Source organism: Candidatus Tisiphia endosymbiont of Metellina segmentata (assembly GCF_964030715.1).
In the GTDB taxonomy this organism is placed as follows: Bacteria; Pseudomonadota; Alphaproteobacteria; order Rickettsiales; family Rickettsiaceae; genus Tisiphia.
On the sequence record NZ_OZ034919.1, the window covers coordinates 380331 to 402293 of the forward strand.

Annotated in this window: 22 protein-coding genes and 1 tRNA gene; 7 read left to right on the forward strand and 16 right to left on the reverse strand. The window is 32.2% G+C overall.

The window, feature by feature from the left end; all coding sequences use genetic code 11:
• Positions 1-20 precede the first annotated feature (20 nt).
• The 15 genes from AAHM80_RS02145 to AAHM80_RS02215 all read right to left on the reverse strand — a co-directional run bounded on the left by AAHM80_RS02145 (position 21) and on the right by AAHM80_RS02215 (position 14506).
• Positions 21-1346, reverse strand: coding sequence for a conjugal transfer protein TraH (locus tag AAHM80_RS02145; RefSeq protein WP_342259400.1), 1326 nt, complete (start codon positions 1344-1346; stop codon positions 21-23).
• The gene (locus AAHM80_RS02150; protein ID WP_342260137.1) at positions 1315-2202 is read right to left on the reverse strand and encodes a conjugal transfer protein TraF; all 888 of its coding nucleotides are present in this window, start codon (positions 2200-2202) and stop codon (positions 1315-1317) included. Before AAHM80_RS02150 ends, AAHM80_RS02145 begins: the two co-directional genes overlap by 32 nt.
• A gap of 22 nt (positions 2203-2224) precedes the next feature.
• Positions 2225-4039 carry a conjugal transfer protein TraN gene (traN, locus tag AAHM80_RS02155; RefSeq protein ID WP_342260138.1) on the reverse strand — a complete coding sequence of 605 codons (1815 nt, stop codon included), beginning with the start codon at positions 4037-4039 and terminating at the stop codon, positions 2225-2227.
• The gene (trbC, locus tag AAHM80_RS02160) at positions 4036-4410 is read right to left on the reverse strand and encodes a type-F conjugative transfer system pilin assembly protein TrbC (RefSeq protein ID WP_342260139.1); all 375 of its coding nucleotides are present in this window, start codon (positions 4408-4410) and stop codon (positions 4036-4038) included. Before trbC ends, traN begins: the two co-directional genes overlap by 4 nt.
• A gap of 17 nt (positions 4411-4427) precedes the next feature.
• On the reverse strand, positions 4428-5384 hold the full coding sequence (gene traU / locus AAHM80_RS02165; RefSeq protein WP_410521510.1) for a conjugal transfer pilus assembly protein TraU: 957 nt from the start codon (positions 5382-5384) through the stop codon (positions 4428-4430).
• Positions 5385-5619: 235 nt separating this feature from the next.
• Positions 5620-5793 carry a type II toxin-antitoxin system prevent-host-death family antitoxin gene (locus AAHM80_RS02170; protein ID WP_342260140.1) on the reverse strand — a complete coding sequence of 58 codons (174 nt, stop codon included), beginning with the start codon at positions 5791-5793 and terminating at the stop codon, positions 5620-5622.
• Positions 5794-5853: 60 nt separating this feature from the next.
• On the reverse strand, positions 5854-6504 hold the full coding sequence (gene traW, locus AAHM80_RS02175) for a type-F conjugative transfer system protein TraW (RefSeq protein WP_342260141.1): 651 nt from the start codon (positions 6502-6504) through the stop codon (positions 5854-5856).
• A gap of 52 nt (positions 6505-6556) precedes the next feature.
• Complete coding sequence (locus tag AAHM80_RS02180) at positions 6557-9070, reverse strand: TraC family protein (RefSeq protein WP_342260142.1); 2514 nt, start codon at positions 9068-9070, stop codon at positions 6557-6559.
• A gap of 21 nt (positions 9071-9091) precedes the next feature.
• Positions 9092-9310 (reverse strand): conjugal transfer protein TraV, encoded by a 219-nt coding sequence (locus AAHM80_RS02185; protein WP_342259392.1) that lies wholly within the window; start codon positions 9308-9310, stop codon positions 9092-9094.
• Positions 9310-10734 carry a TraB/VirB10 family protein gene (locus AAHM80_RS02190; RefSeq protein WP_342260143.1) on the reverse strand — a complete coding sequence of 475 codons (1425 nt, stop codon included), beginning with the start codon at positions 10732-10734 and terminating at the stop codon, positions 9310-9312. The genes AAHM80_RS02185 and AAHM80_RS02190 overlap by 1 nt, the downstream gene beginning before the upstream one ends.
• Before the next feature lie 66 nt (positions 10735-10800).
• Positions 10801-11145, reverse strand: coding sequence for a hypothetical protein (locus AAHM80_RS02195; protein ID WP_342260144.1), 345 nt, complete (start codon positions 11143-11145; stop codon positions 10801-10803).
• Complete coding sequence (locus tag AAHM80_RS02200; RefSeq protein WP_342260145.1) at positions 11111-11593, reverse strand: hypothetical protein; 483 nt, start codon at positions 11591-11593, stop codon at positions 11111-11113. The genes AAHM80_RS02195 and AAHM80_RS02200 overlap by 35 nt, the downstream gene beginning before the upstream one ends.
• On the reverse strand, positions 11590-12147 hold the full coding sequence (locus tag AAHM80_RS02205) for a TraE/TraK family type IV conjugative transfer system protein (RefSeq protein ID WP_342260146.1): 558 nt from the start codon (positions 12145-12147) through the stop codon (positions 11590-11592). Before AAHM80_RS02205 ends, AAHM80_RS02200 begins: the two co-directional genes overlap by 4 nt.
• The gene (locus AAHM80_RS02210) at positions 12147-12455 is read right to left on the reverse strand and encodes a hypothetical protein (RefSeq protein WP_342260119.1); all 309 of its coding nucleotides are present in this window, start codon (positions 12453-12455) and stop codon (positions 12147-12149) included. Before AAHM80_RS02210 ends, AAHM80_RS02205 begins: the two co-directional genes overlap by 1 nt.
• 884 nt (positions 12456-13339) lie before the next feature.
• Positions 13340-14506 carry a tyrosine-type recombinase/integrase gene (locus AAHM80_RS02215; protein WP_342260147.1) on the reverse strand — a complete coding sequence of 389 codons (1167 nt, stop codon included), beginning with the start codon at positions 14504-14506 and terminating at the stop codon, positions 13340-13342.
• Between the two features lie 539 nt (positions 14507-15045).
• Here AAHM80_RS02215 and tolB point away from each other — a divergent pair.
• Together tolB and AAHM80_RS02225 are read left to right on the forward strand one after the other, a co-directional pair.
• A complete protein-coding gene (tolB, locus tag AAHM80_RS02220; RefSeq protein ID WP_410521511.1) occupies positions 15046-16371 on the forward strand; it encodes a Tol-Pal system beta propeller repeat protein TolB in 1326 nt (441 codons plus the stop codon).
• Positions 16372-16804: 433 nt separating this feature from the next.
• Positions 16805-16880 (forward strand) — tRNA-Thr (locus AAHM80_RS02225).
• 413 nt (positions 16881-17293) lie between these two features.
• On the opposite strand, the gene AAHM80_RS02230 is transcribed toward AAHM80_RS02225, so the two are convergent.
• A complete protein-coding gene (locus AAHM80_RS02230) occupies positions 17294-18601 on the reverse strand; it encodes a nitrate/sulfonate/bicarbonate ABC transporter ATP-binding protein (RefSeq protein WP_342260148.1) in 1308 nt (435 codons plus the stop codon).
• Between the two features lie 349 nt (positions 18602-18950).
• Here AAHM80_RS02230 and AAHM80_RS02235 point away from each other — a divergent pair, with 349 nt between their 5' ends.
• The 5 genes from AAHM80_RS02235 to nuoK all read left to right on the forward strand — a co-directional run bounded on the left by AAHM80_RS02235 (position 18951) and on the right by nuoK (position 21961).
• Positions 18951-19592 carry an exopolysaccharide biosynthesis protein gene (locus tag AAHM80_RS02235; RefSeq protein ID WP_342260149.1) on the forward strand — a complete coding sequence of 214 codons (642 nt, stop codon included), beginning with the start codon at positions 18951-18953 and terminating at the stop codon, positions 19590-19592.
• A gap of 59 nt (positions 19593-19651) precedes the next feature.
• Complete coding sequence (locus AAHM80_RS02240; RefSeq protein WP_341747414.1) at positions 19652-20368, forward strand: phosphoribosylaminoimidazolesuccinocarboxamide synthase; 717 nt, start codon at positions 19652-19654, stop codon at positions 20366-20368.
• A 189-nt stretch (positions 20369-20557) separates the two neighbouring features.
• Positions 20558-21037, forward strand: a complete 480-nt coding sequence (nuoI, locus tag AAHM80_RS02245) for an NADH-quinone oxidoreductase subunit NuoI (RefSeq protein WP_341754835.1) — start codon at positions 20558-20560, stop codon at positions 21035-21037.
• A gap of 2 nt (positions 21038-21039) precedes the next feature.
• Complete coding sequence (locus tag AAHM80_RS02250) at positions 21040-21654, forward strand: NADH-quinone oxidoreductase subunit J (protein ID WP_342260150.1); 615 nt, start codon at positions 21040-21042, stop codon at positions 21652-21654.
• Entirely contained in the window at positions 21647-21961 is a 315-nt protein-coding gene (gene nuoK, locus AAHM80_RS02255) for an NADH-quinone oxidoreductase subunit NuoK (protein WP_341747416.1), read from the forward strand. The genes AAHM80_RS02250 and nuoK overlap by 8 nt, the downstream gene beginning before the upstream one ends.
• Positions 21962-21963 lie beyond the last annotated feature (2 nt).

The window sequence follows — 21963 nt, forward strand, 5'->3', positions numbered from 1 at the left end:
TAAAATTTAATTTTAAAATTCTAGCTTCTTTCCTTAACCATTAGATGTTGTTCTATTAACCTGGCTCTTTTATCTATCTGATTGCTACTTGTCAGCATGTTACTCCATTTCTCTTGAGCAAAAATTTGTACTCTGTCTAATGATTTTAAATATTCTACTAAATGTTGATCTGTAACTTGCTTAGTTTTCAGCAAAGTTACTGCTTTACGTACTTCAGATATTATTTCTTTCAAATGCTGCAATAAACTATAACTAGCAATTAATTCTGATGAACTATCTAAAATAGTTACTCCTGAAATTGATTCTAAAGTAATATAATCATAAATTGGAAATGCTTCACCGATCGATGACAGGAACATGATATCTATATTATTAAACTCATTATTACTAGCAAGCTTACTTTTTAAATCATCTAATTTTGTTTTAGCTTTGCCTTGATATGATTGCTCTGGTAGAATACTAATATTCCGCTGTAATGTTGGATTCAAACAACTACTATTATCACAAGCATAAATTGAGGCAGATTCTCCACCTTTTAAGTGAGTTATCCAGCTTTTTTCATCTTTAGCCAGGGAGTCAAAGAAATAAACATTATTATCCTTGATGATAATAGTACCAGTCATTGACATTATGGCATTTCTCATATCTGGTGGAATACCTACTTTTTCTGCTGCTTTAATAAAGATGTTATAATTGTTTAACATTAATTCTGGATCTTTATTTTGTGCTTGTTGCAATGCTTGCTTTTGCTCTAAGTCATTACGGCATCTCTTACCAGCAGCAAAATAATCCATACCAGATTGTGCTTGCATATCCTTACAAACTGATTCTCGCATAGCTGAGTCTTTTGGTAAGCTTGAGGCAAATATAGCTTTAGTTAGCTCACAATCACCCTTAGCAAATTGATTCATCTCCATAGCAAGGTTACGTAAATCCTTAAGACCATTCTCTATTTGTGGAGCAAAAGTCTTTAATCCCAAAGAAAAAACATATGCTTTAGATTGAGAGCCAATATTTTTCATCAACTGTACTAATTCTTCACCGGAAATAATTGAAAAACTACCAAGATAGGCATCTATACCACTACAGCTCATGGTTAAAGATGGTGGAGTCATGCTAATTGGGTTAAACGATGTTTTACTGGTACGCATTGATAATCCTCCTGCCGCATAATAACCAGCTGCTTGGTCTTGGTAAGAACCAGGCTTAGTAACGTTCACGCTCATCCCTTGAAACACATCTCCAATATTCCACGCCAAAGCAGTTGGTACATGAATCAACAATATTGTGACTATTATACTAAAATATAAACTGCTACTTATACTTAAAGTGATATTTTTTATCATTATTTTCACTTTTTGCTAAATTTTGATAATGTAGATCAATAGTCACGATATTCTCAATAATCTTATCTTCCGAAATTATTTCTCTAGCTACCGGATATATTCTTTTACCGCTACTATCAACCAAATATAATATTGGCACAATATTCTCAGGATTTAAAGCTCGTAATAATCCAGTATCTTTGCTAGTTTTAATATTCTGAAAATCCGTACCATTGTTAGAAACCAACAATAGCTGAAAACCATATTTGCTAGCAAATCTCTGGACAATAGGAGCAAAAGCCTGACAATAAGGACAATTGTTACTCACCTGTAAAATCAAACCCCAATCTTTGGCTAAATTGATTAGTTTGTTATTATTTATCTGTTCAGTTGCCTCCTGATATAATTTCTTATGTAAACTATTACTTGGTTCGTTGTTATTGAGTAAACTAGGCTCAATTAAAGTTGCTAATTGCCACATAGCAGCAAATTTTTGTGACTTCTCCATTATTATTTTTTGCAATTTTTGAGCCTTGATGACATTCTCTAAAGTTGGATTATCAAGTGCCTTGCGTTGAGCATTGTTAAACTTTTGCTTTAAGCTCTCTATTCTTTGGTTATAAGGTTGTTGTTTTTCTCTTATTTCCGATGATAATTTTGACCTACAATATGCTGGTGATTTGCTTATTGGCTGTTCATTATACCACAAAAACCCATGCGGTTCTTGCCATGGATTATTAGTAAAATTTTCTGTCTCTATTCTGCTCATATCGGTAGCTATTTCCTTGGTAGTAACAGCAAATGATTCTGTTTGCCAATGATTAATTAAAATTAAAGCTGTTACTATGGTTATTACTCGACTTATTGTTACACACATTATTACTCATGACTTTAGTCCCTCAATATGATAAATTATGGTTATTATTCCTACCATTAAGCGGTGTTTGCTTTTGGATTACTGGCATTTGATTATTTATTTGTTTTGGAAAACTCTTGCCCATCTTATTTTTAGCATCAAACAATAAATCAGCAAATAATTCTTCTAAATCAAACTTTGAAAAATCTATTCTTTGTAGTTCATCTACAGTAAATCCGCGACAATTTGGATATTCGCTTGAGCCAAAACTAATTCCTAATTGATTTCTCCCTTGCTCTTGAAAAACCCTTGCCAGCTTGGAATTAAAACAACAATAGGTGGATTTTTTAGTTAAACATTTCTTAAATATTGGATCTCGCTGACTACAATAAGTGCCAACAAAATGGCATTGTCCTTTCCCTCTCTTTAAGGCAAGAGCTTTCTCTCCTGCTTTGCATCTAGCTAGTCCCAAATCCTTTCCCCAACCTTTCATTGAAGAACAACAATTAAGGAAATTAACAATATTCTTCCTACAACTATTTGATTCTCCCTTAAAGACATAAATTGGGGTACCTTGCATATCTTTTTTCATCTCATTCAACATGGCTAAATAACCAACATTTGATATATCACTATTTTGCTCAATTGTCGGTGTATGACAATCTCCACCTAAACAAAAAATAGTTGCACCTGCCAAGGAAGAGCTTAAGCTCTTCTTCTCACCAAAACATCTATAATTCCTTTGCCATAATAAGCAGATATTACCATTTCTGTTTAAACAATTACTATTTTCCAACTGGCATCCTTGGGATTTCAAATGTTTACAACCATCTTGTGGTTCAGAGTAACATTGATAGCTGATTTTCTCCTTCCAACATGGACGGCTTATAATATATTTATCAAAAAATGTCTTATTACCACTTTCCAGACAGACTCGATTTATTTCATGACATTCATTCGCTTCTGCTAATTTTTCTGCTTCTTCAGTGATAACTTGCCAATATTCGCCTTTTTCTTTAAATTCTTTTATTTTTTCTCGATACTTATAATTAACTGTCGTAGCAGTAGGTATGGTTATACGATAAAACAACAGATTTCTCTCCTTTTCACTATAGCCAACTTTTATCTCACCAATATTTTCGAGTAAAGTATGTTGCCGAGTTGCAATCATCGCTCTTAATTGTTGTTGTACATTACCATCTTCTTCCCTTATTCTCTGATATTGTGCTCTCCACCAATTATTTTTATCGTAGTAATATTCCTTGGTTTTTAGTTCAGTCCAAGTATCATCAATATCATCCTCACTTATCGGCATACTTCGATCTTGCCAATCTCCCCATCCTTCAAATAATCCACATTCTACGACTAATTGTTTGATGATATCTATCTCAAACTCAACACCTTCCCTGCAACTCTTATTGATTTTAGTCTTAGTCACAGATTCACTAGAACTAAAATGGCTTCCCTCAGTATGTCTTAATGGATTTTCTTCAATCCTCTTGGCATTAACTAGCAAAGGATTTTGGTTATTTAAATCATATTCCTTTAAGGCATTTATTTTCTTGAGTTCATTTTGTTGGATAAATTTACCCTCTTCACTATTATTTAAAATATTTCCCCCTTTATTAGTTAAATCATTATCTCCCATATTAGTTAAGTGTGATACATTAGCATCTTTATCAAATATTACTTTATTACCAGCTTGATCAGGATTACCAAGCCTTAGACTGTTTCTATATTGCTCTGCCTGATTGTAACTATTTTGCATGCCATATGCTAAAGTAGAGGCTGGTTCATAAGTTAGTAATAACCAAGCAATCATAATAAAAACCACATAATTACAGCAATGTTGTATCAATTTTCTTGCTCCATCAGTTCTATAGCTTTCATTAAAGCTATATGACCAGTTAGTTTCTTAACTCGTCCTTGACCATTATCTACTATTATTACTGGTACAGAAGTAATTTGATATTGCTCAAACAAATTCGGATCAATATTAAAACTAATAGCTAATTCATCAGCTTTTGTCTTAGTTTGCAAAAATGAATTATTTTTAAGTCCACGCATTACTAATATTGCTGAGGCTTGCTTTGCTTCAATAAAATAGCTTTTTAATGCTGTATCTGGCATCGAAAATGAGAGAAAAATATAGGTTTGTGCTTTCGCTAAAGCATTAGTGCTACTTAAAATTAGTAATATTAATAATAATTGTTTTTTTATTGTAAACATATTAATTCAATTAATAATTAAAAAAGGCAGCAATTTCTTTTTCTCCAAATTAAATAACCAAAATCTTCTCCTTTAATTGGAAATTCTCTGCCTGCTTGCCACATTACTTCAGTTTCACCAATCTTTTTACAATCATTAATTTCTGGAATCGGATAAGTCATTTGCAACCTATATTGGCTCTTTTTAATTATTGGCATTGGATATTTACCACATAATCCTTCATTGCCTACATAACCCCATAATAATAATTCTCTATGTAGCTTAGCTATAAATTTTGCTACTATTAATACTGAAGTGCCTACCCCGCCGTTATGATGCCCTGTAGTACCAGTAAACGGATAAATAGACCCTTGACAGCCAGCACACCAAAATAATGCATCACTTGCAAGATTACCGCTACTACAACTTATACAATCAGCAATACAAGCTGATTGAGCTATAATATTACCAAATAATAAACTTTCAGGATTTAATATGGCAGATTTAGCATCATCTCCCCATAATGGATCAAACTCAGTTAAATATGCTACATCAACTGAACTCATCTCTAAACAAGCAAAATCCAGTAATATCTCAAGCCAATAAATAACTGGATACATGTACCAATGAACATGATAGAATGCTGCACCTTCTTTATCATCTTTTATCCCTCTTTGACTACTTGTTCCTAGTTGCATGCCACCAAGGCTCACCATACACATTGGTGATTTAGTCACATCTACTAATCTTACTGGCTCCCAAAAACCAATCGGAATACCAGGAACAGGTACTGAAATCCCTGGTCTTGGACAAAAACACAATATATTCCTTGGTGAGTTTGTATCAGCCATAGGACTACCAACTATTTTTACTCCTCCTATAGTAATTGGAAATAAACATTTCCAACATATATCAGTGATTGGATTAACAAACCTTCCTACACAACCAATTGATGCATATGTAAAATTAGATGCTATAATGATTATTATACACATAGTTATCCACAATGTTTCTTTTCTTAGCACCATTAGCTTGTACTTTACTTAAATTTGCTACATTCATCATTTTTATTATATTTTTGCCCCGGTACTAAATATTTGAACTTTGGACAAAATAATTTAGCCTATATTTAGCAACTTATAATTTATCTATTATATAAAATAATTTACCTAAAATTGTAAAAATATTAACTATAGATTAATAATAATCTTAGAAAATTAATTCAAAATACTAGTTTTTTATAAAACTTTCTATTTTGTGAAAAAGCAGGGGTTTTTGTCCAAAGTCCAATAAATATATTACCTCACCATTATCTTTTACTATTGCTTGCACTTTACCTTGCAGCACATCATCGACTATTTTTGCTAAATGTTTTCTTGCTTCTTGTAATTGCCACTTTTTCATATAATTACCTTTAATTCTCTCTATAGCTTAACATTTATCCACATATACAATTATAAATATTTAATTCATCTTTATCTCACTAATTTTAAGTAAACTACCTTCTTGCTCCACTATAGCTGGCATAGTTTTTATTTTAAAACGTGTGGTTAAAGTCCCACCTTGATCAAAGAATACATGCTGATCTAACTGTTGTGCTAACTGGCTAGGGCTTCCTTTAGTCAGTACCACCTTGCCTCTCTTGGATTTAGCCCAAGCAACTTGCTCCTTATCATCTCCATCAATTAATATTAATGGTTCTCCCCAACTTATTATTTCTAAAGGATTAACTTTTGTTCCTGCTTTTATTATTATTTTACCAGCTTGATCTTTTATATCAGTACTTTGTGTAAAGCTTGGATCATATAGCCTACTTGTATTTTTGCTAGCTTTGCTTAAATTCTTAACTGGTACCGGTCTTATTATTTTCTGCTTTACTCTTTCTTGAAATTCTTCTTGCATTTTTTCTAATAAACCACTTTGCTCGGCAATTTTAAGTTTTGTAATAATTGTTTCTAGTAATGATTGTTCAATGATTGGAAATATATGCCCCCTAACTCCATAGTCTTTAATTTTTACTTCTTGCTTAAGCTCTCCATAACTTGTACTTGTAAAACATATAATAAAAATTATTAAACAACGTCTACAAATAATTCCAGTACTAATAGTTATCATAATTATAAAATATCTATTTCATTCTACTGTACAATTTTTACTGTATACTCACTTAAACTACTCTTCTTTCATTAAGTATGTTATTAATTGCCTCACTTACACTCATTCCTTTACTCATTCTGTCTTCTATTGCTTGATAATCTCTAGCATTAGTTGAAGTTAGCAGCAGGGTAAATGGATCTATCATTAATCTACCAATCACTCCTGTAACATTAGGGCTATAAATGGCTGCTTCACTATAATAGGGGGGATTTGAATGAATAGATTGCAGTAAATTTATTTTCCAATCCTCATCAACAAAACCTGCAAGCTTAGGATTAGCACGCATTGCTTTAAAAGATTCAGGATTTTGTTTTAAAATAACTTTATGTGATGAATTCTCAAATGCTTTTTCAGCAGCAGAGCCTTCTCCTCGAAAATAATCGGTTAGTTGTTGGGTAGCTAAGGTAATTGAACCATTATATTTCCTAGCTATTCTGCCTACTTCTTCAATAAATTCTCCTGAACGTTTGCCAGCTAGTAATTTCCATGCTTCATCAATCATAATCAAAAATGGGCGTTCTCTACCTCCTTTCACCATTGTTTGGTTAATATGAACAATCATTATCTGAACTATTACTACCAGTAATTCTGGACTACTACGTAAATGATCAGTTTCAATTACTACTATGTCGGAATTCAGTGACAGTTTAGCCTTACCACTGAAAAACTTACCATATTGACCATCTTTAGTGAATGGAAACAACATATTACCTAGTTCATGAGCATATGATTCTTCTCGTAGCAACAGCCAGTCAGCAATATCACTGATTTCTGAGCTACTACCCTTTGCTTGCCAAACCGCAATTAAAGCTTTTTGTAACATTGGTTGTTGCAAATCATTAGTTCCATATTGAGGTGCTGCCATGGTTGCTAAAACTGATGGAAAACTTGCTAGAAAATCTGCCCGTGCTTCAATGGATTTTTCACTTTCATCTTCTGGCACTTGTGAAAATGGATTGATAGAAATAGGGGTTTTTGTATCAAATTCTATGTAATTACCTGCTAGAATTAAGCATGTTCTTTTAAATGATCTACCATAATCAAGGACAAATACTTTACCCCCAACTCCTAAAATTGATAACATTAACTCTTGCATAAATACTGATTTACCTGAACCTGGCACTCCTGCTATACATAGGTTAAAATTTTCATTTGGTGCACTGTTATTTAATCCTGTTGATGACACTAGAGCTGAGCCAAAAGGCGACCAATACATAATCTGACCTCGTCTGCCAGTCAGTAACATACCAGGAGAGGTTAAATCACCTTTCCATTCACCAACTATCGGTAATAACACTTTACTCTCTGATGAAATAGTTTTTTTACCTCGACCAAGAGAGCTTAAGGCTACCCCCAATCCTCCTATTCTTGAACCAAATATCTTGTTAAACCTATTAGATACAGAGTATGGTATTTCCTCCACTAATTGCATCGGCATTGATGCTAGCACTACTGCTAAATGATCATATTTACAAGGAACAAAATACCAACCACTACGTCGAAGCTGAGAGCAAAACTGAGATGCCGATTGTTTAGCTTTTTCCTTTTTATCCCACATAATGACATTTAAATGAATATTTACTACTCGATCACCACTTTGTAAGTACGATACTGCACTGCCTAAATCTTCAGCTTCATATTGAATATCAGGAAAAAACTTATGCATACCAGCTGCAATATTTCTTTCTAATGCTTCTCTTTTAGTAATCGCAGCTGTTCTAGCTATCGTTTGCTTAGGTAAGATTTGTAAACCAAAATGAATTAAAAAATTTGATTTTATATATTCACCCCGTCTCATTTCATTACCTAAAAATAAGTCCATAGATGATAATCTCCACTCTCTTGGTCTTTTACTGGCTTCTAAGCTAATGAATATTTGATTATCATTGAGGCTTATATAATCTTGCTCTTCAAATAAAGAAAAATTGCTTGGTAAAATTTGCTCAGCTAATATCTCATAAGGATTTAATGCTGCTTGCTCTTCTGCAGATACACCAAATATTATCCGAATAGACTCTAGTAACATTTTTGCATCAACATTTTCAGTTATTAAACCAATTGACTTAAAAGTATCTTGTAAACATTCTTTTCTTTTTACCATTTCATTAATATCAATATTTAGACTTAGGGTAGGGATAGTAACTGAGATTAATAACACTATGTCTTTTACAGTTCCTTCCTCTTTGGCTTTTTTCTGTAAAAACCCTGTTCTCTTTTTAGCTAGCTCAATAAAAATTTCCCCTTTTCTATGTAATTGCCAATTAGTTAAAAAATGCTCAATATGATCAGAACCTATCATTAATACTTGTAAACTACTACCTACTGGAAGATTTTCATCATTCTTCAAAAACTCAGCAATTTCTCCTTGGGCTTGTACACTCGTACCAACGAGTGGCCAGCCCATTAATACAAACCCTACTGAACCACGATTGAAAAATAATTGACTATCCTCATCATACGATTCATAGACAAAATGTTTTGCTAATCTTTCCCTATCAAAATCCTTATGGATATTTGCTTGCATTATTATTCTCTATCGCCTTAATTATGGTTTTTTGTTACATCTAATCTGATCATTATTATTTGGTTCAAACATCCCTTGATCCCGCATCATATTGATTTCATAGAGAGATTTACACTTTAACCCTTCAGGCACAGGACAGTCAAAATCATTTCTATAGGGCATTAATTTACAACCACAAAAACCAATAGTGACTATTACTAATAGTATAATTCTAATTAACTGGTTAGTAATATTACCCATTAGAAACCATCTTGTTGCTGTGATGGTTGTTCTAACTGCTCTTGCCAGTTATCTGCATCATCATCTTCATTGTTAATAAAATGTTCTGTTAATTTAGCATTTGCTTTAGAAAAAGTTGTAATTTTATTAGAACTATTATTAGTATGATAATTTGTACTATTTTGAGAATAATCATTAGTAGTTGGTGGTAGTAATCTATTGACATTTTGACTTGAATCATTTTCTTGCAAGTCAAAGCCTTTTCTAAACACAACATCAACTACTCTACCAGATGCTACCACAATTACTGGACTCATTGATTCAGCACGTTTAATAGCAAAATCAGCTAACTTCTCTAAAGCATTACCAGTTCCTGCATAGATACCGCCTTTTAGTACATCTTTGGCTTTTAAAGCATTCTGCTGACCGGTAATTGGTGATATTGGAAAAACTCCATTTGTTGCCTGGTTCTGGAAAAATTGAGCTATACCACCAAGTACACCATTTAGTATTGCCATTCTTGCTACGTCAGATGATCTATCTACTACTACACCTTTAATGCCAGGTCTACCATCTTCTCCTATTATCCAGCCTTCCACTTTTTTCTCAATTATATCTCCTTTATTATTTAGTAAAGATACTGTCTCTAAACGACATTTAGCTCGTTCCGATGAAATATCTCCACTGCAAGAACCAATTAAAATTGCTTCTTTGATTTGCTTAGTTCTATATCCCTTAGAAAAAATAGCTGTATCGACTAACCTTAACATTATTGGTTCAGGTGCTGCAGCATTATTAGTACCAGTACCTACTACTACACCAGTTAGTAGCAAACTCCTAGCAAAACTGCCAGTGGTGATATAATCCTTAACATCTTTTTTTACTTGACATCCAGCTCTTTTAACATATCCAAACTGCCTTTTTACTGGTAAATCTGATATTATTTGTTCATGTTGCTCTTTTGTTAAATCTTGTATTTGCTGATGATTATTAATACTATTACCATCATACAATATACCCTCCTCATTAGGCTTACTTTCTAGTAATTCCAATTTTTGCTGAACATTATCAATTTTACTTGTAGTTTCCAAATATTTATTTTCTATTAAACTTTCTAAACGATTCTTCATATCTTTTACTTCAGTTAATACTTCTTCCGTCCATCTAGCTCTTGGATCTATTGCCTTCTCTATTCCAGATATCTCACTCCGTGATTTACGCTCTTCTTCAAGGCTTGCTAGATTCTCTACTTTACTTTCAGAAAAACAATAAAATATTAAGATGATTATTATTCCTATACAAGACAAGGAAATTACAGGTTTTTTCCTTATGATATCTATAAATTCTGATAATCTTTTATTAAACTCAGATGGTAACTTACTATCAGCTATTGTATCTTCTGACTTTCCTGGCTTATCATTTAACTGTTCATTCTCTTTACTCATAGCTAATTCTATTTCAAGATTTTACTAACTTGCTTCATACCAACTTATTTTACTTAAATATTATAGTTAATTAATCTTCATACCACTAGAGACCCAGTCTAAGTAAAAACCAAGAATAATACCAATAGCGACAATAGCTCCAGCAAGTCTAAGATTCCCTCTTACTACTGCCCAAATAGATGATAAGATAGTTGCACCAGATATTCCTATTGTCTTAAGTTTACCGGTAGAAAGCCCGCCAATTCTATCTAGTTCACCTTCTAAAGTATTAGCAAATGATATTTCAGCTAATAAAATATTTACACAAAAGATAATTGATAATGCTATAAACATTGAGCTAATTAAACCAATATGCTGCTTATTAACAGATTGCTTATTATTTGTTACTTTTATATTTTCCTTTATAATCATTGTTATTCTCTTGTTTTTCATTAATTGACATTGTTTTAACTATATCTTGCTCTAAATTAAATTTAATCAATCTTATAGGAGCTGGATTTTTATTAGTAAAACGTAATAATAAATCCTGTATTGTACCATTTTCCCCTATTAGAGTTAAATAAACCTTATCCTTACCTTGTTGAGGTAAAATAAACAGACACCCACAATCATCAACTACTATTTCCGCTGCTTCTTGAGGATGAATGAAAATATTATTGATTTTCTCTCCTTCAATATTAATTCTAGTTGGAGCGTCTTTAGCTATCTGTAACTCTAACAAAGAATCATTATGTAACATGTAACCTACAGCATAAGCATTATTAAAACAAAAATTTGACAATAATAGCATTACAGAAAATACCAGATATTGCTTAATCCTTGACTTAACTACTATAGTATTTTGCTTGTTGACAGTCATATTTCTCTTTGATTAGTTTCTTCCTTAATACCAGTAAGCAATAACAAGTAATTAGTACCTCGCTTGTAAGTTAAAAGATAACTCTTATCAGCTGCAATATGCTTGTTATCACCAAACCAATAACGAAATGTCCCTTGAATTAATACTCCATCATCAGTTATTTTCACTTTTTTTGGAAAAAAAACAGAAGACACATTAGAGCCTTTAACAAATTGTAAATGTTCTTGAAAAAATTTATCTAACTGCTCTGTACTACTAGAGACTACCTTCATATCAGCTATCTGTCTTTCTACCTCTTCTGGTGAAGTGGTAAATAAGCCTTTCATCACAAATATTGCCCATTCCTGCAAGTAAGTTTCATGATAATTTTTTGATGATACTATCATTCGACGATCTGGCTCTATTGCCGGAATTAATACCCACTTCTCTTCTTTGCTTATTAGCTTAATTGTTGCCAGTAAACTAGTAATTGCCAATAACACAGTTACTAATAATAAATGTTTGTTATATTTAACTAGTTGCTGAATTGATGATTGTTTGAATAACTGCTCCATTATTTCCCTACTATTTTACCAAGTAATAGAGGGTAACAGGCAGGAGCAGGCAACCACTTCTTGGCTACTAGAAAGCTTTTTAGCAAAAAATATTCTGAAACTTTTTTAAATTTCTTAAATGCATAACATAAAGCAATACCAACTATCATACCTACTAATCCTAGTTTAGCATTACCACTATTAAGTAATACTATACCAGGTACTACACCTAATAACATTACTGCCCACTCATCTAAACTTAAGCCCATGTATTTTAATGGCTTTGATAATGACCAATATAATCTTTGATTTTGATTCAAATTTTGCATAAGATTATTTACAATACTAACAAGCTTTATATTTTGGTAATTCTCTTTGTAGTTGTAACTAACCTAATGAATTAGGCTACAAGATAAAGAGCAAACTATTTTACTAAAGTTCTCTAACAACTGAGACATTAATAGTTTTATTGTCATTTTGCCAATGAATCATTTATACTAATGGAAGAAATTCTGCAGCTAATATAAAACTGCGATAATCAGGAGACATGCTCTGTTTATTGAGCTATTAATTATTGATTAATCTAGTTAGATTTGTTAATATTAATAATATCTAATGATGATTAGTAATATTATGTTGAGAAGTGATATAGAATTAAAAATGGAGTGCTTGAAACTGGCAATTCAATCGAATTGTAGTTGTGATGCAGTAGATGTGGCAACACACTATTATAATTTCCTCATAGGGCAAAATGGTAATATAACATTTACACTACCTTTCACTAATAAAATAAATTTTAATTAAGATTATATTATTATTGATTAGTAATCTTTGTTGTGAATATTTTATCCTTTTTGTAATATAGGTTGCTTTAAAAATTTAAATAGTGCATTTACTATATTTAGTTTATAGTCACCTTTTTGGTTAAAACTCCCCAGCTTTAGCTGGGAAAGACTTCAGTCCTTGTTCTAATATTTCAATTCACTATAACTTGAATATCATATATGACAGATTATAACAAGACTAGCCACACTGTATTTTAGCATCGCTTTCATATTGTTTGGCTCACTAAATATCGCTACAAAGTACTGCAGGGTAACTTAAGAGTTAAATGGCTTTCCTATCGTAGAAGATTAGCATACGCTTCTCATTCTGTATATAGGGTAGGTTCATACCATTATTTTATTCTCAAACATAAAATCTGAAACTCCCATCATTGTTGTACTTTCGGAATCATTGCATCAATTGCCCTTTGCATATATTCTCGAGCAGTGTCATGAGCAAGTCTAGTATAAACTGCAGTTGACCTTGGATCCATATGATTAAGTAGTTGCCCAATTACATACTGATTTGCTCCGGTCATTGCCATCCAACTTGGAACTGTTCTTCTTAAATCATGAATCCTTAAATTTTCTATACCAGCTTTTTGACAAATCCTACTCCACGCTTTCTTTGGCTCTTGTAAGTGACCACTACTGCTAGTCTCACTTGGAAATACCCAACTGCTAGTAGAGTTCTCTTTTCGTACTTTTAATATTTCTAATGCTTGATCTAATAAAGGTAAGGAATGAGGTTTGCCATTTTTAGTTTCTGGTAGATATAATTGTTTGTCAGTAAAACTTACTTGTTCCCATTTCATAGTAAGCAAATTATCTTTACGAACTGATGTATATAAAGCTATTAAGAAAAAATCCTTCATTACTTCATTTTTCTCTTTTGCTATTGCCGCAAAAAACTGTGGTATTTCTTCTCTAGTTAAATAACGGTCTCTAGATTGTTCCTGATGCTTTGTTATCCCAATAGCTGGATTTACCTTAATCAATTCCCATTCTATTGCTTTATTAAATACAGGTCTTAATATTTCAAGAAACCTGTTAGCTCCATATTTACCAGTTTTCGTCAATTTATTAAATAATTCTTGAATATCTGCTTTTTGAATGGTTGATATTTTTCTATTATATAAATGTTTTGCATATCTATCTACAGAAGCAGCATAATCTTTCCATCTTTTATTATTAATTTTACTGTATTCATCAAGGTATCTATCATAAAACTCTTTAAAGGTAGGCTCCTTAGATAATCTAGCTTTTTCTTCTATAGGATTATATCCTTGGGCAATCTTCCCTTTTAATTCAGATGCTTTGAGTCTTGCATCAATAATAGATAGATAAGGAAATACTCCTATTTTGATTCTATGATATTTTTTGCTAAGTACCACTCCTAAATAAAATATTTTACTACCACCGTATGAGACGATTAGCAATAATCCTTTTTCTTTGGTATCTTTATATATGTCTCGCTTTACTTCTGGAGCTTTTATTTCTTGAAGCATCTCTTTAGTAAAAAGTAATGATTTAACTGGCATAATATTACCTACCATAGCTTAACTAAAATATATATTTAAAACTGTAGTATGTTTTAATTGTAATAGCAAATTCTATATCAAATATAATTACAATGAACTTATTATTACTTTTACAATACAAACAACTAATAATTGTAATTATTGATTCATAAATTCAAATGGTCCAAGTAAATTGCAAGGTAAAAATTGATCATAAAATTTGACTCGCTATATGCTCATTATATCCATATCCTATTTTAAAATTTCTAATATTTTTTAAAGATTGACAAATTATTGCAACTCTACTAAAGTTAGTATAGAATTTAATTGGTATTGAAAAAGTACTATGAACATTAGGGTTGTAAGCTATAAATTAGTGTATAAGAAAAAAGCAAAAAAGCAGGGTGAAATCGACTTTTACATTGACATCGTAAAGGTCGGGAGTTCAAATCTCTCATCGCCCACCAAACTTTTATTATATATTAATATCAATTTGTATTTAGGTTGTTTTTGGCGACAGGACCTAAATACAAATTGATGTTAAATATTGTTAAAAAAAGATCTAGGTGGTATTAGTGGTCAGGTATTTTTGTGTTATACTGTTGTTAGTTGCTAACTTCAATAGTTATGCCATAGAAACTATAGTTATAGAGCGAGGACATGTTGATCCAATACCGATAGCCATTAATAAATTTGATGCAGATGATAGTGCGAATAGTGTAATTGGTGCTGATATAATTAGTGTAATATCTAATGATCTAAAGATTTCCGGCATGTTCCACCCAATTTCTACTGCTTCTTTTATAGAACAAATTGTGGGGATAAAACATAAGCCTCTTTTTGCTGCTTGGCGACATATTAATGCTAATCTTCTGATTAATGGTGAAGTTGTAAAGCTCTCTTCTGGTAAGCTAAAGGTTAGTTTTATATTATGGGATGCAAGCTTAGAAAAAGATCTTATAGGTGAGGTTTTTGAAATACCAACACATTTATGGCGTAGAGTAGCACATAAAATAGCTGATAAAATTTATGAGAAAATTACTGGAGATTTAGGTTATTTTGATACAAAAATAGTATATGTGTCAGAGAGTGGACCTTATCTAAAACGAGTAAAGAAAATAGCTATGATGGATCATGATGGTGCTAATCATAAATATCTGTCAGATGGTAAAAATTTGGTTCTTACTCCAAGATTTTCACCACAAGCAGATAAAATCATGTATTTATCCTATGTTCACAAGCAGAAACCACATGTTTATGTTCGTGATCTTAAAACAGGTAAGGAAAGATTGGTTGGTAATTTTCCTGGTATGTCCTTTGCTCCAAGATTCTCACCCCAAGGAAACAAAGCTATAATGTCGATAGCAAGAAAGGGAGCTACGCATATTTTTGAAATTGATCTGAATAATATGGCGACTAAGCAGTTGACCCATGGTATTGGTATTAATACCTCTCCTAGCTATTCACCTGATGGCAGTAAAATAGTTTTTAATTCTGATCGAAGTGGAACAAGACAATTATATATTATGAATTCTGATGGTTCAAATATTGAACGTATAAGTTTTGGTGGAGGAGTTTATGCTGCACCAAGTTGGTCGCCTAGAGGAGATTACATAGCGTTTACAAAAATATCTCAAGGTGAAGGTTTTACAATTGGGGTCATGAAAGCCTTTGCCTATGGTGAGAATACTGAAAGAATTATAACTAGTGGATATCTAGTTGAAAGTCCATGCTGGTCACCCAATGGTAGGATAATTATGTTTGCTAAAGGCTGGCCTCCTAGAAACAAAACAGCAGGTAAAAATCGTATATATTCCATTGATTTGACTGGTTATAATGAAAGAGAGATTCTCACACCTCAAGATGCTTCTGATCCTGAGTGGTCAAGAATGTTAAATTGACTAGGTTCTTATATCTTAAAAACATATTATAACCTCGATATAAGAATTAATAATTCTTATATCGAACTGGCTTTATTATAAGGAAAAATGCACTCTTGAAGCGGCTGACGCGAGTACATTTTAACTTTTTTCATCATTCAATATGTGATTTTAATAATTAAAATCACATATTGAATGGAGTATTATATTTTAACAATCAGGTGGGCAGCCGCTTCAAACCTGATTGTTTCTATATATAATACTGAATTCGATGTAACTTGTTACATCGAATTCAGGTTATAATACCATTTCCCAAAACTAAATTGCTACTCGGAGTACGAGTGTCGGCTACCTTCGCGTACAACTAGTATGTGAGGAGCGGAGATCATGAAGTACGACGATATGATGATTAGTTTTCGGAAATGGTATTATAAGAACCTAGGGCTAACCTATTGCCGGTATAGCTCAGCTGGCAGAGCGACGCATTCGTAACGCGTAGGTCGGGGGTTCAATTCCCTCTATCGGCACCATAAATATTATATCTTTTTGGCAAACTCGCTTATGCTGAGGAATTTAAAGAAGCCACGGAATCTCGACCCGCAGTGAACGATGATGTACGTGAGGAACAACAGTAGCTGGTATCACGTACAAATTACCGCATAGTACCTTACATTTTTCTATAATCGTCATCGCGAGGCATCTTTAGATGCCGGGGCGATCTAGGTAAACAGCGAAGCTGTTTTTTTAGAGTAACGCTTCGCGTATCCTAGATTGCCACGTCGGCGATTTCATCGCCTCCTCGCAATGACGGTCAGAGCCCTTCTTAATAGTGGTTACATAAAAAATGTAGGGTACTATGAAATTACCGACAGAAGTAGAGTTTGCCGAAGATATCTATTGTAATACAATAACATCACCTTATACGATATATAAAATTCGACTTTCAAGCTGTTGGATTATCTAAGCTAAAAACCTTTTTATTATCATCATAGGAGAAGATTTCTGCATATCTTCCTAAACCTATTATAGACTTTAAAGTTATAGTGGCATCTTCACTAGATAATGTATCCTCAAGCTGTGTCTTAAAACGCGAAAGAGGTGCTTTATGATCTAAACGTTGATGTAAAATTTCACAGATGTAGGATGCAAGAGGAATATTGTCAAGTAAATGCTGAGCAAGCATTTTTTTTCTATCTTCTAAACTACTTGTGAAAAAAAGCTTGCCATGTTTATTTAATTTTATACTCTCAGAAGTAACATTAGCAAAATTTAATATTTGCAAAGCTCCAACAATATGTAAAATTTCCCCCATATTGTTAATATGAAAAATCTTAGATAATTCTGATAAATTTGCAGAACCTTTGTATGGCGATGCAGAAAGTGCCTCAATGCTACCGATCAGTTCATTTACCGACAAATGAATTTTTTGATTGATGTTGCCAACAATAGCTTTCTGTTTATTACTAACAGGCAAAGGTGGTTTTTCATAGGCTGATACCATGAGAGCATAAATTTTATCTACCATAGTACGAAATTCCATACTTTGAACATCACGTAAACGAGGGAGGGTAATTGCTAATTCTGATACAATACGCCCAGGATTAGATGAAAGTATTAACACTTTGTCAGCCATAGTTACTGCTTCTTCAATCGAATGAGTTACCAATACCACCGACTGCATTTGAGTTTTTCCACTACTCCACAGATCAAGAAAATCATTCTTTAAGGTATTAGCAGTTAGAACATCAAGAGCGGAAAAAGCTTCATCCATAAGTAAAATTTCTGGTCTGAGAACTAATGCTCTAGCAAAACCTACTCGTTGCTTCATGCCACCTGATAATTCTTTTGGATATGCTGACTCAAAACCATCAAGTCCTATCATATCTATGGCCTCTAATGCACGTTTGCGACGTTCATACTCAGAAATATTGAAACTTTTTAAACCTAGCTCAACATTCTCAAAAACAGTCAACCATGGAAAAAGTGCAAATGTTTGGAAAATCATACTAATATCACAACGATCACGAAAAGCAGGTTTTTTATTTAGTATTACTTTACCTTTAACTGGTTTTGTAAAACCTGCGATAATTCTTAGTAATGTTGATTTCCCAGATCCAGATTTTCCCAGTATCGCAACTATCTCATTAGGTTTTAGTTTTAGAGTAACATTATCTAGTATCTTTTGCGTACTATGATCATCTTTTGTAAAACTTTGTGTAATTGATATTAATTCAAGTAAATTATTATTCATAGGTCTTACTCTTTTTGTAAAATGGTCAACTTGAATGATAAAAAAAGTTAAAATGCACTCTCGTCAGCCGCTTCAAGAATGCATTTTTCTGAATATTTTAGCCAGTTTTGGATTAAAATTTTTAATTTTAATCCAAAACTGAAGTTAACTAATGATAATAAAGTAAATATTCTTTGCTAAATCCATTACAATTGTGCTACATTCCGTAGTGCATTTCTCAATTACTATAAAATCATAGTTTTGAGATAACCTAACGTAAGAAAATTATTGATGGAATTAATTTCTTTGATTATTAATTATTTTCTAATAATCTAAAATATAGTATAATTTACAAGAAAATTAAGTAAAAATGTTTAACATTGCATCAAAAGATAAACAACTAGATAGAACTACAGTATCTAGTGTTTTTTATAAATTAGGACAAAAAGAAAAAAAAGAAAAGACTAGAATTAGTGAGTTATTAGTTGATTTTCATGAAAACGGTCTTCTATTAACGATACTTTTTTTTGCAATACCAGTTGCAATTCCGCTGCCGTATCCTCCAGGTTTTACTACTATAGTAGGTATTCCTTTGATGATTCTATCTATGCAGATGTTGCTTGGCTTTAGACAAGTTTCTTTACCATCCAAAATTAATAACTATCAAATTAGCAATTATATACTTATTAATATAAGTGACAAGATTGTACCAAAGATTAAATTTGTAGAAAAATATATACGACCAAGATTTAGTTTCGCAGCCTCTATATATTGTGAACAATTTATTGGTTTAATATCGCTGATTTGCTCTATTGCTATATCAATACCTTTACCTCTAACTAACGCTGTACCTGCACTGGGCATTACAATAATGGCATTAGGTCTTTTAAACCGAGATGGATTAACTATAGTTCTTGGATTTATTACCTCTATAGTTGGACTTATTATAGCTTTTATAGCAATCTCTGCTAGCTGGATTAGTATTAAATATTTATTTAATCTATTCTTCTGATATAATAAATATTAAATTTGTACAAAAGGTGAAAGCCGCTACTATAGAATCTTTTTCAAATGAAACAAAAATTATATCAAGGCTCAAGTAAAGCTCTTTATCAGTCACAAGAAGATTTTGCTTTTATTATGGCGTTTACTGACAAAATTACTTTAGAAAACGGAGAGATTTTTGATATTTCGGGTAAAGGGGTGCTGAATAATAATATTTCGTCCTTCATAATGAGCAGACTTGATATGGTAGGAATAGATAACCACCTAATTGAAAAAATTAACATGCGTGAGCAATTAATACAATCTGTAGATATTTTCCCCGTTCAAATATTAGTTTCTACAGTAGCTTGCGGTAGGTTTGTAAAAGAATTCTCTATGGAAGAAGGATACGTATTTGATCATCCAATTATCGATTTTAGAGTTAGAAGTAGTGAGTTAAAGCATCCTATAATTAATGAACACCAAATACTAAATTTTGGTTGGTTAAGTAAACAAGAAATTGATGAAGTAAAACATAAAGCCATAAGAACATACGATTTTTTAAGTGGATTATTTACAGGTATTGGTATAAGGCTTGTTGAATGCAAACTAGAATTTGGCAGAGTGTTTAATGGTGAGGAATTTATGGTAATGTTGGCTGATGAAATTAGCCCGGATAATTGTCGTTTATGGAATATGAATAATAATGAGAAACTTGGAGCAGAAATGATTGCCAGTGATCCAGAAAAAGCTCTGAAATCTTATCAGGCAATAGCTGATTTATTAAAAGATAGAACTTTTTAAGTACACTCAAATGCTTTGAAGAATTGGATTTGAAAATGAATGGTGAGCATGCAAATCCATGATATTTTCAAAAAACAATTCGTAGGAGCAGAAGAGTGTATATAGTATACCTAAAACCTTCTCTAGGAAGAAAAAATAAATTGTAAACATGCTTAGTGCTACAAATTTTTGGTGTATAATAAAATGAAAATAATTAGTTACCTGAAGTCTTTTTTTTTATTTGAAATAATCTCAGGGCTTAGTCTAACTTTGAAGTATTTCTTCAAACCTAAAGTAACTATAAATTATCCCTATGAGAAGGGAAGGATAAGCCCAAGATTTAAAGGTGAGCATGCATTAAGGCGTTACGCCAATGGTGAGGAGCGTTGTATTGCTTGTAAGCTTTGTGAAGCAATTTGTCCGGCTCAAGCTATTATTATTGAAGCAGAAGAAAGAGAAGATGGTAGTAGGCGTACCACTAGATATGATATTGATATGACTAAATGCATTTATTGTGGTCTATGCCAAGAAGCATGTCCAGTTGATGCGATAGTGGAAGGTCCTAATTTTGAATTTGCTACTATTACCCATGAAGAATTGCTTTATGACAAAGAAAAATTGCTGAAAAATGGTGATATGTGGGAACAAGAACTAGCAATTAAGCTACATGATGATTATAAATATAGATAATTATGGAGATATTTTTTTATTTATTTGCGGGGTTAATGGTTATAAGTAGTTGTTTGGTAGTCATCAGTAAAAACCCTGTTTATTCTGTCTTATGGTTGATCTTTACTTTCTGTAACGGTTCGGGGCTAATGGTTTTGCTAGGGGCAGAATTTTTAGCAATGATATTGATTGTTATATATGTTGGGGCAGTAGCAGTATTATTTTTGTTTGTTATCATGATGCTGAATATTCGTTTTACCGATGTTATTGTGCAATTTAAAAGAAACTTATTTATAAGTATTTCTGTTGCACTTATTATGTTTGCTGATCTTGTCCTGATAATTTGGTTAGGTACTAAAAATATAATTTTAGATAATAACCAATTTGAGATAACATCAGGTGTAACTAATACTCATGCTATTGGGGAAATACTATATACCGATTATATCTTACCTTTTCAAGTTTCGGGTATTATTCTATTTGTGGCAATGATATCTTGTATTACCTTAACTATTCGACATCGCAGCGAAGTTAAAAGACAGGATATTGCTAAGCAGTATGCTAAAAATAAAGATAACTCCATATTAATGGTCAAACCACATTTAAATAAGGGAATAGAAGGACTCAAATATGATTAGTACTATTACTTTGGAACATTATTTAACTTTATCGGCCCTCATTTTTAGTATAGGGATGGTTGGTTTGTTTATGCATCGTAAGAATGTCATAACAATTCTTATGTCAATTGAATTGATGCTGCTGGCTGTAAACATCAATTTTGTGGCATTCTCTACTTATACACATGAGATGTCTGGGCAAATTTTTAGTATAATAATTTTAACAATAGCAGCTGCTGAAACCACAATAGGACTTGCAATATTACTAGTTTATTTTAGAAATAAAGGCTCAATAGAAGTGGGTGATATAAATCAGATGAAGGGCTAATT